The 12,296-nt window shown below is 52.2% G+C and carries 8 protein-coding genes and 1 pseudogene; all 9 read right to left on the reverse strand.

What is annotated here, in order from left to right; translation table 11 throughout:
* The coding region (locus NQ012_RS12250) for a beta strand repeat-containing protein (RefSeq protein ID WP_257067869.1) at nucleotides 1-5,603 on the reverse strand (5,603 nt) is incomplete at its 3' end.
* 78 nt (nucleotides 5,604-5,681) lie between these two features.
* Nucleotides 5,682-6,779: pseudogene (locus tag NQ012_RS13170) on the reverse strand (ESPR-type extended signal peptide-containing protein); the annotation flags it as partial.
* A gap of 818 nt (nucleotides 6,780-7,597) precedes the next feature.
* On the reverse strand, nucleotides 7,598-8,032 hold the full coding sequence (secB, locus tag NQ012_RS12260) for a protein-export chaperone SecB (RefSeq protein ID WP_257067871.1): 435 nt from the start codon (nucleotides 8,030-8,032) through the stop codon (nucleotides 7,598-7,600).
* 57 nt (nucleotides 8,033-8,089) lie between these two features.
* On the reverse strand, nucleotides 8,090-8,350 hold the full coding sequence (grxC, locus tag NQ012_RS12265; RefSeq protein WP_257067872.1) for a glutaredoxin 3: 261 nt from the start codon (nucleotides 8,348-8,350) through the stop codon (nucleotides 8,090-8,092).
* A gap of 170 nt (nucleotides 8,351-8,520) precedes the next feature.
* Nucleotides 8,521-9,324, reverse strand: a complete 804-nt coding sequence (gene cysE / locus NQ012_RS12270) for a serine O-acetyltransferase (protein WP_257067873.1) — start codon at nucleotides 9,322-9,324, stop codon at nucleotides 8,521-8,523.
* Nucleotides 9,325-9,560: 236 nt separating this feature from the next.
* Entirely contained in the window at nucleotides 9,561-10,019 is a 459-nt protein-coding gene (pyrI, locus tag NQ012_RS12275) for an aspartate carbamoyltransferase regulatory subunit (RefSeq protein ID WP_257067874.1), read from the reverse strand.
* Nucleotides 10,020-10,029: 10 nt separating this feature from the next.
* Nucleotides 10,030-10,950: an aspartate carbamoyltransferase gene (pyrB, locus tag NQ012_RS12280; RefSeq protein ID WP_257067875.1), complete on the reverse strand. Its 921-nt coding sequence runs from the start codon at nucleotides 10,948-10,950 to the stop codon at nucleotides 10,030-10,032.
* A gap of 442 nt (nucleotides 10,951-11,392) precedes the next feature.
* Nucleotides 11,393-11,704, reverse strand: coding sequence for a 30S ribosomal protein S10 (gene rpsJ, locus NQ012_RS12285; RefSeq protein ID WP_002642322.1), 312 nt, complete (start codon nucleotides 11,702-11,704; stop codon nucleotides 11,393-11,395).
* Nucleotides 11,705-11,721: 17 nt separating this feature from the next.
* Nucleotides 11,722-12,296 (reverse strand): EF-Tu C-terminal domain-related protein (locus NQ012_RS12290; protein WP_257067523.1); only part of this gene is annotated, 575 nt, incomplete at its 5' end.

Below are 12,296 nucleotides of genomic sequence, written 5' to 3' on the forward strand. Positions count from 1 at the left end.
CTGTCAGCCGTGCCGTACAGTTGGCCGCCGTTAACGGCTTCTTTGCTGCCGGAGGCTACGCTGCCGTTTTCCAAACCGCTGATCTTGCCGTTAGTACCCACGGTTAAGCCGCCTGCTTTAAGGCCGTCTGAAGCCAGGGCTACATCGTTGCCGGCTTTGACGCCGTCTTTGTCCAGCACGGTACCGCCTGCGGTTACGCTGTCTACCGTAATGGCATCGGCCAGATCGAAAGTAACGGTGTCGGCATCGGCGGTTTTGGTTACGGTGATGTTGTTATCTGCATTACGCAAATCAACGGTTTCGCCCGCGCCAACCTTGCTGCTGTTTGCTCCTTGGGCAGTCAGGTTCCAACCTGCATCGGCAGTAGATTTAACTGCGGCAATGGCGTCGTTGATGTTGCCTTTGCCGGTGCCGCCGATATCGGCGTTGGTGTAGGTGCCGGTGGCCGGATCATACTGGGTGGTGCCGCCGATAATGGTTTCTACGCCTTTGCCTTGGGCATACAGCTGGCCGCCGTTAACGGCTTCTTTGCTGCCGGCGGCAATGCTGCCGTTTTCCAAACCGCTGATCTTGCCGTTAGTGCCTACGGTTAAGCTGCCTGCTTTGAGGCCGTCTGAAGCCAGGGCTACATCGTTGCCGACTTTGACGCCGTCTTTGTTCAGCACGGTACCGCCTGCGGTTACGCTGTCTACCGTAATGGCATCGGCCAGATCGAAAGTAACGGTGTCGGCATCGGCGGTTTTGGTTACGGTGATGTTGTTATCTGCATTACGCAAATCAACGGTTTCGCCCGCGCCAACCTTGCTGCTGTTTGCTCCTTGGGCAGTCAGGTTCCAACCTGCATCGGCAGTAGATTTAACTGCGGCAATGGCGTCGTTGATGTTGCCTTTGCCGGTGCCGCCGATATCGGTGTTGGTGTAGGTGCCGGTATCGGGGTTATAAACGGTCGTGCCGCCGATGATGTTTTTCACACCTTCGCCTTGGGCATACAGCTGGCCGCCGTTAACGGCTTCTTGGCCGTTTTGAACTACATCGCCTGCTGCTATGCCGGTAATTTTGCCGTTATCGTTAATGGTTACGCCGCCGAATTTCGGGCTTTCGGCCAGCTCGATTACCATTTCGCCGTTATCTACTTTGGTGCGGATGTTGCCGCTTGAAGCTGACGCGCCGTCGGCCAAGCCGCCTTTAATGGTGAAGGTTTCGCTCAGCTTTTTGGCCGCGCTGCCGCTGTTGCCGACAAAGTTGATCGGTTTCTGGATTTCGGTGCCGATGTTGTCCAATGCGCCTTGGATGGTAGTGGAGCCGTCGTATTTGCTGCCGTCGGCCTTGGTTACCACCAGCGACGGAGCAGCCACCGTACCGTCTGCGCTGTTCACGCTTACGCCCAATGCTTGGGCAATCGGGGTCAGCTGCGATACGTTGACGGCATCACCGGCTGCTTTGCCTGCGGCTATGTTGGTGATGGCGTTGCCGCCGTTATCCAAACCGCTTGAAGTGAGGCTTACCGGTGTTTGGCTGCCATCCGGGGTAATGGTTACACCATTGGCGCCCAACACGGTTCTATTGCCTTGCGCATCTTGCGCGGTAACAGTGGTGAAGCTGACATTATCTTTGGTAGCCACCGAAATCGTGTTGGCGTTTTGGGTGATTTTGATGTTTTTGCCCGCGTCAACGGTAACGGTTTCGCCGTTTTGAACCTTTTTATCTTCGGTGGCGGCAGTGTTGTCAACCTGTTCGCCGCTTGAAGCGGAAGTGGCCAAATTAAAGCCTGCCGCTTTCAATTGGGCAACGTTAACGGCATCGGTGTCCTGTGTACCGGCTGCCAAATTGGTAATTTGGCGGGTAATGCCATGCGCACTGCTACCTACGGAAACCGCACCATATAATGCGCTGGATGTCCAAGTGCTGTTATTTTTATCGCTTGCTGCGAGCAGAGGATCTACACCAACCATTCCGCCGGCTACATCGGCCAAACTGTTTGCACCCAATGCAACCCCGCTATCCACGCTTGCTATAGCAGAATGGCCTAGTGCCAAAGAACCGGTATTTTGAGCTTGAGCGCTCGGGCCGAAAGCAGCCGAGTTATCAGCTATTGCTTTTGCGCTATTACCCACTGCCACACCATACCGGCCGCCTCTCAAAGCCGTACCGGATGCATCGGTTGATCCTGCGGTCGCTCCGTTACCGATGGCCACGCTATAAACAGCGTTTTGGGTAGTGGAAGCATTGCTGCCCAACGCTACAGATCCCATACCGCTGCCCGATGCTTTATAGCCGATGGCGGTAATCATACCGGCTGCGGGCACGCCCACTCCTGCTGTGGTAGTGAATGCGGTTGCTTTTGCTTCTTCACCCAAGGCAATACTGCCGTCGGCAGTCACCACGGCATCTTTACCGATAGCAACAGAGTTATTGCCGCCACCATTGTTTGCTGCTGCATTCTTACCGATAACAATAGCATTTTCAGCGCTAACCGTTGCTTGGGCATTGGTGCCGATTACCACAGAATCATTGGATTCGGTTTGAGCCGCATTACCGATAGCAATATTGCCTGTTTTGGTGGTTCCGGCAGTTCCGCCCAACGCTTTGGCATTAACACCGATGGCAATACCTTTCAGGCTGGTAACCTGGCTTTCAGTACCCAAGGCCAAGCTTTTCTCCGATTCGGCTTTAGCCAGGCGACCAAGTGCCGTTGCACCATCTTGCAGGGCTTTGGCATCATTACCGATAGCCACAGTATAGGTATTGTCTGCAGCCGCACCCGAACCCATGGCTACTGCACCATCGTTGGTTGCTTGAGAATCCAAACCGATAGATACGGCAAAGTTGCCCGCACCTTGGGCGTTTTTACCCACGGCAACCGCGCTGTCGGCAAGCGCATCGGCGCTTTGGCCGATGGCTACGGTATCCTTAGCCGTGGCCGTGGCCTCATTACCCAATACGGTTGCATTTTCTGCCGAGGCGTTGGCCAAACGGCCGACCGCCGTAGCATTAACCGCGGTTGCTTTGCTTTCCGATCCAACAGCAACACTGCTCTCAGAAGAAGATAACGAATTGTAGCCGAAGGCCAAAGCATAGTCGCCCTTAGCTTGCGCTGTTGCCCCGATCGCCGATGCCATCATGGCAGATGCATCTGCTTCAGATCCCAAAGCTACAGCAGAAAATGCAGAAGCTTTAGCATTTGCTCCAACAGCCGTAGAAGTCACTCCGGAAGCATTAGCGACTGTACCCAGTGCTGTCGCATTGGCTTCAACTGCTTTTGATCCGTAACCGACTGCCGTTGCACTAGCATGGGTTGCCTCGGCAGTATAGCCAATATTAGTTGCACCATAACCAGAAGCTTTGCCACCCAATGCAATAGCTGAGGTATTGATAGCCTGTGAATCATTACCAATGGCTATGCTGTTGTAACCGGAAGACTGGGCATTGGTACCCAATGCTAATGCCGAAAGGCTAGAAGCATTAGCATTGCTACCAATTGCTGTGCTGTTCTCCCCAAAAGCATTCGCATTATAACCAATGGCGGCTGCGCCAATGGCTGAAGCCCCTGCCGCCACACCGGCAGCCATGGCATTTAACCCGGTTGCACCTTTATTGTCGTAGTTAGTGCTTACGGCTCCACCGTCATTCACACTGTAATAATGTGTTTGGGCATCTTGAAGCTCTTTGGTAACGATATACAGCTGGCTGCCGTTAATGGCGTCGGTTGAGGTTGCTGAAATTTCGCCTGCAGCCACATTGATAATCTGGCGCTCTTGGTTTGATGCGCCCACGCTGACCACTCCGTTAGCTGCACTGCCTGCGCCGGCGAAGCCGGAATAAGTAATACCGTTTACGTTTGCATCATTAACGATGGTGGCTTCGCGGTCGGTAGATGCGGTGCCCAATATCACGCTGTTGGCTTGGGTAGTGGTTACATTGTTACCGAACACAAAGGTGTTATCTGTCGGCAAAGTATTGTTATTACCCACCGAATAGGAATTTGCACCATCGATTGTTGTGGGGTCGCCGATGGCACCGGAGTTAACGCCGTTGACGATATTGCCGGTGCCGATCGAAATGGTATTTTCTGCGTTTGCTTGTGCACCTGTGCCGATAGCAATCGAGAAATTACCGGTTGCTCGCGCCCCATTACCGATAGACGAAGCATAAGAACCGCTGGTAACCGAACCGTTACCGATTGCAATAGCGCTCAAATTGCTGGACTGCGCATCGTTACCCAGCGAAATTGCGCTGCCGCCGTATGACATAGTGTTGTTGCCGATAGCAACATCGTTTTCAGTGTTTTGCACCGCATCTGCTTTATCGACACCTGCACGGGCTACATTGCCGACGGCAATGCTGTTGATGCCGCGCGCTTTTGCTTCCACACCGCCTGCAACGGCATTTTTCGCATCCGCCAGAGTATTGCGGCCCAGCGCAATCGCCTGTTCGCCCGAAACATTAGCGGAAGTGCCGATGGCAATGCTGTTCAGATTGGAAGCCGTGGCATTGGTGCCTTGAGCAATCGCCTGTTCGCCCGAAACATTGGCGGAAGCGCCGACGGCAATGCCTTGTGCACTGCTCGCTTGCGCATTATTACCCATAGCAATACCGTTTACTCCTGATGCAGTTGCGGTATAACCGAAAGCTTGGGCGCTGTTATTTAAGGCTTTTGCACCATCACCCAGGGCAGTCGATGATTTACCGATAGCATGCGAATCGTTGCCGCCGGCAAACGAGTTTTGCCCCACTGCTTCCGAAGATTGGCCAATGGCTGCAGCGTTAACTCCTTTTACTTGGCTAAACGCGCCGATGGCTATCGAGTTTAAAGCGGTAGTAGTACCCACCAAGCTGGAACTATAGTTATTGCCCGCACGATCGCTGATTTGTCCGTTAACAGCAGTAGCTGCTGTTGCTGCTGCATCCGTACCTAAAACAATGGAATTCTGGGCTGCGCTATTACTGCGTACGCCGACGGTAATGGAGTTCACCCCTGTGGTTTTATAACCTACAGTACCTGTAGTTTGAAAATTGGCTTGCTGGCCGATAGCAATTGCACCTGCCGCTCCGGCATTGGCGGAACTACCCATAGCAACAGCATTGCTACCCAAGCTACGGCTGGAATTACCGACCGCAACCGTTGTTGCGCCCACGCCTTTGGCTGCTTGACCAAGCGCGACCGAGCCTGAATTGGTTGCTATTGCACGGGAACCAATGGCTACCGAGTTGCTTGCGGAAATCGCCTTTATTGTTGCTGTGTTGGTAGTACCGGTTGTGGTAACAGAAACGGATTGAGCACCCAGCTGGGCTTCTGTAGTACCTGTACTTACTGCCGAATCAATCGCCTGGGCGGCATTGGCATAAGTACCCAAAATCACATTGCCAGCACCGATCAAACCGGCACCCGCATCAGTACCCAAACCGATGTTGTTATTTGCACGGCTTCCGTATCTTAATGCACCGTCACCGATGGCAACATTGCGTCCTTCAATAGCGAGTACCACAGGGTTACTGCCCGCAAAACGGCCGATAGAGATATCCCACGAGTTGGAAGCTTCGGCAAGTTGGCCGATGGCAATACCTTGCGAATTAACTGCTTTTGCGCGATCACCAATTACCAAGGATGCAGCACCAGAAGCTGTTGATGAAGAGCCAGCAGCAAAAGCTGCATCGGCAGAAGCACTTACCGACTGACCGACTGCAACACTATTCAAACTAGTAGCAGACGCTGCCGGGCCGACAGCAACAGAATTACTACCTGCCGCCCCATCATTATTATAGTTACTGCCATTTCCGGTTTTAGTAGATTTCATGCTGACATAATGGATTCTCTCTGCTTCCAAAGTATTGGTTCTACCCTGAAGTGCGGTAAGTGCATCTACCACGGTATATAACTGGCTACCGTTAATTGCATCGGTGCTGCTCTCAGAAACTTCACCTGGTGCAATAAATTTAAGCTGGCGCTCGAAGCCTGTCGTACCGAATGATACAATATCACCGGCATCCAAACTGCTACCCGCTTTAAAGTCAAAATTTACGCCATTCAGATTTAACCGGTAATAAGCAGGAGTGCCTGTTGTCACAGTTTTATTACTATCCAAAGCCATACTCGTAATACCGACGGCCGATGTGTTTACGGTGCTTGAACCTGCCCCGATAGCAATAGCATTTTGCTTATCTGCCGTAGAACCTACACCCAAAGCCAAAGAAGAAACACCCGAAGCCGATGCCCGTGCACCGAATGCGGTTGCCAATGCTCCAGAACGTGCAGAAACCCCAACGGCTACCGATCCTTCGCTAGCCGTCGTTTTGTAATACTGGGAACCGTTAACAAGCTGAACCAAATCCTCCCCTGTCAATTTTTTATAAATATCTTTAGTACCTTGAGATACAACAGTCAAGTCATCCCCACCGATAGCAATTGAAGAAGATCCACTTGCCACCGTATTTGCACCTACAGCAACAGATTGCCCACCCGTAGCCGAAGCATAAGCACCTACAGCAACCCCTTGATTAGTACTTGCTACTGCGTTGATACCGCATACAGTATTACTATTCTCTTGTCCCGCATTAGAATCTGCCGTACAGGTTAAACTAGCGGCATGCACATTACCGAAGATGGCGCAGAAACCCAACATCAGTGGAATCACGCGCAATACCAGTTTTGCGCGCGCGGCGATGCCGCCTGCTGCTTTCACGCTGCTGCCGACGGGTTTGCCCTTAGCGTTTTCAATCTCAGACACGGCAACCCATGCGCCCAATGCTTCGTTCCAAATACTGCGGTAATTCTTGTTCATAAGTTTTATTCCTGTGGATTCAAACTATTAATACTTCTCCGGTCAATTCCGAAGCAGCACCCCATCTACAAAATTACAACTGACGTTTATTGTCACTTAACGGCAAAATATGCACACTCAATCTATATCTTAATTTATAGTATTGAGATTGATATTATTGCCGTTTGCGATATAAATCAGCCGCTTATCGAAATATCATTATCAAACACCGTTTGATTTTTAACATTTCTTTTAAAATATAAACACTATCCATGCAATTAGCGTGCCATATGAAAATTGACTTGCTTATTTTTAACAAACAAGAAAAGCAAAGGCCGTCTGAAAGCTTTCAGACGGCCTGAGATGTGGGAAAAGGTCGGGTTGTTTACACTTTTTATGCTAAACGACTTTTATTTTTTGCTGGAATGATGGTTTCGTGATTTTTGAGCATTCTCAAGAACGATGCGGCTTCGCCGCGCCTTTCGGCATTCTTGACAACCCTCAAAAATCCCAAAATGGGCCTGCATGCAAAAAACGGAAAGTGTAAACAACGCTGGAATTTCCTACACCCATTAGGCCGTCTGAAATATTCAACCATCGTCATTCCCGCGTAGGCGGGAATTCAGTCGTTTTTCGTAAACCATTTAAATAAAATACTTAATGGTTTAAAGGCTGGATTCCCGCCTACGCGGGAATGACGAGGCGCAAACCTTTTCAGGGTTGAATTGGTTTTTTTGCAAAGATCTCGGCCTGTAAGATATTTCTGCAAAGGTTTCGGGATTTATAAAAAACTGAGGCCGTCTGAAAAATTCAGACGGCCTCGACAGCTGCCAAACGGTTTAGGCATTGCCTTCTTGAGCTTGCTGATACATCGCCTCGAAGTTAATCGGTGCCAGCAGCACGGGCGGGAAACCTGCGCGGGTGATGGTGGTGGAAACGGTTTCGCGGGCATACGGGAAGAGAATGTTGGGGCAGGCAACGGCCAGCAGAAGTTGGATGTCTTCGTCGGGGATGTTTTCCAAACGGAAAATGCCGCTTTGCGAAACTTCGTTTAAGAACATCACGCGCTCGTCGCCCAGTTTGGCGGTTACGGTTACGGTTACAGTTACTTCGTGAAAGCCTTCTTCGAGTTTTTCGCTTTCGGTAGAAACGCGCATATCCACTTCGGGTTCGCCCTGCTCCAAGAAGATAGTGGGCGCATGGGGCACTTCCAGCGATAAATCTTTTACATACAGTTTTTCAATGCTGAATACGGGTTGCAGTTCTTCGCTCATGGTTTTCTTTCTGTTCGTTTAAAGGATAACAATGCTGCCGGTGCAGCGGGAAACGGTTTATCCGCCTGCCAAAAGGCTTTCCAGCCCGCCTTTCTGATGCAGGGCGTATAAGTCGGTAAAGCCGCCCACATGGGTTTCACCGATAAAAATCTGCGGCACGCTGCGCTGTCCGGTGCGTTGCTGCATTTCGGTGTAGTCGGCGGGGTTTTGGTCGACGCGGATTTCGGTAATATTGTCCACACCCAGCGATTTGAAAAACTGCTTGGCCATGGTGCAATAGGGGCAGGATGGGCCTGTGTACATGGTGATAGGTTGCATGGTGTTCCTCTCTAATACGCTTGATGCGTATCGTGTGATGCGGGCGTGTTCCGGCACTATATGGGCGGGTCTGTATTTTTACAAGACAGGGTTGATAAATAATGCCGCCCCTTGCAGAATATGCCCGCAGGCCGTCTGAACCGTTTCAGACGGCCTGCGCAATTGTGCGGTCAAATCATAAAGCCTATGCTCTGATCCATTTCTACGGCGGGGTTGTGCGCCACCTTGCCGGTTGGTTTGGCGGGCACGCCCACAACGGTGGTGTGCGGCTGCACATCGGCCACCACCACGCTGCCGGCACCGATTTTGGCATTCTCGCCGATACGGATGTTGCCGAGCACCGAGGCGTTGGCACCTATCATCACGCCGTCGCCCACTTTCGGGTGGCGGTCGCCGCTTTCTTTGCCCGAGCCGCCCAACGTTACGCCGTGCAGAATCGAGATATTGTTGCCGAGAACGGCGGTTTCGCCCACAACGAAACCTGTGGCGTGGTCGAGCATCAGGCCGCTGCCGAAACGGGCGGCGGGGTGGATATCGACGCCGAACACTTCAGACGAGCGGTTTTGCAGAAAATACGCCAAAGTTTTGCGGCCGTTGGTGTAGAGCCAATGGTTGATGCGGTGCGCCTGAATCGCATGGAAACCTTTGAAATACAAGAGCGGCAGCGAATATTCGTCGCAAGCGGGGTCGCGCTCGTAACAAGCCAGTAAATCGAGTTTGACGGCTTCGATAATGGTTGGGTCGCAACTCAATGCCTGTACATACATTTCAAACAATGCGCGTGCATCCATAATGGCGCTGGAAAGTTTGCTGGAAAGGTGGTAGGCCAAAACCGAATCGATTGTGGCGTGGCGCAAAACGGTTTGGTGCAGAAAGCTGGCCAAAAGCGGCTCGGCTGCCACGGCTTCTTCGGTTTCTTCCCGGATAGCCTGCCAAACGTCGAAATCGGGGGTGTTGAGATGGTCTTTTTTCATGGTGAAGGCCGTCTGAAATAGTGGGTTGAACCGGCGTTATATTATAAATTCGGCGGTGTTGGCAAGCTTATAGTGATTCACACGCTTCCGATACGGTGTTGCTGCTCCCTGCCGTATTCCAGTCAATCAATCTCAGAAAAAGTACATATGCCATGCTCAGGCTTAGCCCGAGTATGGCGAACGGTTACTAAATAAGTGGTTTAACTATATTTCCCACCGCACACCGCAACTGCCTGTTAAGCCTCGGTAACAAACTCGCGCGAATAGGTTTTTTCGCAATAATGGCACTTCAGTTTGGTTTGGTTGCCTTTGGTTTTCACATAAAAACGGCTTTTCACCGGCTCGCCGTGGCTGGCACAGTTGGGATTGGGGCAGCGGAACACTTCGCTGATGGTTTCCGGCAGGCTCAGGTGGCGCTTTTCAACCACTTGAAAGTCTTCAATCACGTTAACGGTGGCTTCGGGCGCAAACAAAGCCAGGCGGTTGGAGGCTTTTTCATCGAGGCGGATGCCGGAAATTTTAATAATGTCTTTGCTACCGTGGCTTTTGCTGGGCAGGTTGAAGCCTACGGTAACGGCATTGCCGGGATGCAGCAGCTTGAATTGGCGCAGAATCGCCAGCCCTTTACCGGCAGGGATATGGTCGATAACGGTGCCGCTTTGAATGGCCTCGACGCTGTATTGCTTCTTGTTCATCATGCGCTCCTTACACTTCTTCGTTCAGAATCAACGATAAAATCGCCATGCGGGCATACACGCCGTTGGTGGCCTGCTCGAAATAATAGGCATACGGGGTGCCATCGACATCGGGGTGGATTTCGTCTACCCGCGGCAGCGGATGCAGGATACGCAGATTGCTTTTGGCGGCAGCCAGCATAGATGCGTCCAAATTGAACTTGCCTTGGATTTTGGCAAACTCCTGCTCGTCGAAGCGCTCGCGCTGCACACGGGTCATATAGAGGATATCCGCCCACTCCACCGCGGCTTCTAGCGACGGCAGAATCTGATAGCGGCAGCCGGCTTCGTCCAATTCTTCGGTGATGTAGTCGGGCATAGCCAAGCTCGGCGGTGATACAAAAGCAAATTCGCACCCCCAGCGCTTGAGTGCCTGCGCCAGCGAATGTACGGTACGGCCGTATTTCAAATCGCCCGCCATCGCGATTTTCAGATTGTTCAGACGGCCTTGTGTTTCGTAAATCGTTACCAAATCCAGCAGGGTTTGGCTCGGGTGTTGGTTGGTGCCGTCGCCCGCATTAATCACCGGCACGTCCGAAAACTCGGCCAGTACGCGCGCGGCGCCGTCTTTGGGGTGGCGCTGGATAATCGCATCGGTGTAGCTGGAAATGATGCGGGCGGTGTCGGCCAGCGTTTCGCCTTTTTTCGCGCTGGTATTGGCACCGTCGGCAAAACCGATCACCTTGCCGCCCAAGCGCTGCACGGCGGTTTCAAACGACAGCCGCGTTCTCGTAGAAGGCTCGAAAAAACAAGAGCCTATCAACTTGCCGGCCAGCAAATCACTGCGCGGCTCGGCCTTGAGCTTGAGCGCGGTATGCAGCAGCAGTTCCAACTGCGGCGTGCTCAAATCGGAGATGGAAATCACATTTTGACGGTAAAGCAGATTAGGCATGGCATTTCCTTTTTCCATAAAAAAGCCCGTGGATACGGGCGTTGTCGGAAAACGGCAAAACCGCTGCGGCGGGCAGCACGGCTGAAAAGGCGGCGCGGGCAAACGGAAAACATGGCGGCTTTGCGGTCGGTAAACTTTGGCCGATTATCGCACAAACCGAAGGCCGTCTGAAAGCATTGTTTCAGACGGCCTTAACGGCTTTTGCGGTTTCTCAAATTTATAGCAAATCGCAATCAAAGCCATACGGCATTGCCCCGCTTTAGCGACAAGTATAGCGAATCGACTTAAGAAAAAGTACCCACATCATACTCGGGCTTGACCCGAGTATGACGACGGTCGGGTATTTCAGACGGCCTGAGACCCTTGCAAACCCCTTAAGGCCGTCTGAAAAAACCCCGCAAAGCCAAGCCTTGCGGGGTTTTGTGCAGATTGACAATCTGAATTACTGCACTTTGATTTCTACGTCCACACCTGCGGGCAGGTCGAGTTTCATCAAAGCATCGGTCGTTTTGTCGGTCCAGTCCACGATGTCCATCAGGCGCAGGTGGGTGCGGATTTCCAATTGCTCACGTGAAGTTTTGTTCACGTGCGGCGAACGCAGAATGTTGAAACGCTCGATTTTGGTCGGCAGCGGAATCGGGCCTTTAACAACGGCACCGGTACGCTTGGCGGTTTCAACAATTTCTTGGGCCGAACGGTCGATCAGGCTGTAATCATACGCTTTCAGGCGGATACGGATTTTTTGGTTTGCCATTTATCAATATCCTTAAATTAAGCGATGATAGAAGATACCACGCCTGCACCTACGGTGCGGCCGCCTTCGCGAATCGCAAAACGCAAACCGTCTTCCATCGCAATCGGGGCAATCAGTTCTACGGTGATGGTTACGTTTTCACCCGGCATTACCATTTCCACGCCCTCTTCCAAAGTTACCGCGCCGGTAACGTCGGTGGTGCGGAAGTAGAATTGTGGGCGGTAGTTCGCGAAGAACGGAGTGTGGCGGCCGCCCTCTTCTTTGCTCAACACATACACTTCTGCTTTGAACTTGGTGTGCGGGGTGATGGAACCGGGCTTGGCCAATACTTGGCCGCGCTCTACTTCTTCACGTTTGGTGCCGCGCAGCAGTACGCCTACGTTGTCGCCGGCCTGGCCTTGATCCAGCAGCTTGCGGAACATTTCCACACCGGTACAGGTGGTTTTTTGGGTGGCTTTCAGGCCTACGATTTCGATCTCGTCGCCTACGTTGATGATACCGCGCTCTACACGGCCGGTTACCACGGTGCCGCGGCCGGAAATTGAGAATACGTCTTCAATCGGCAGCAGGAAGGGTTTGTCTACGGCACGCT

Origin of the sequence: Neisseria dentiae, assembly GCF_024580525.1 — a bacterium.
Lineage (GTDB): Bacteria > Pseudomonadota > Gammaproteobacteria > Burkholderiales > Neisseriaceae > Neisseria > Neisseria dentiae_A.

Coding starts and splice junctions, on each gene's coding strand:
- secB (WP_257067871.1), bottom strand. CDS start 8,032: ATGAGCGAAGAACTGCAACCCGTATTCAGCATTGAAAAACTGTATGTA.
- grxC (WP_257067872.1), bottom strand. CDS start 8,350: ATGCAACCTATCACCATGTACACAGGCCCATCCTGCCCCTATTGCACC.
- cysE (WP_257067873.1), bottom strand. CDS start 9,324: ATGAAAAAAGACCATCTCAACACCCCCGATTTCGACGTTTGGCAGGCT.
- pyrI (WP_257067874.1), bottom strand. CDS start 10,019: ATGAACAAGAAGCAATACAGCGTCGAGGCCATTCAAAGCGGCACCGTT.
- pyrB (WP_257067875.1), bottom strand. CDS start 10,950: ATGCCTAATCTGCTTTACCGTCAAAATGTGATTTCCATCTCCGATTTG.
- rpsJ (WP_002642322.1), bottom strand. CDS start 11,704: ATGGCAAACCAAAAAATCCGTATCCGCCTGAAAGCGTATGATTACAGC.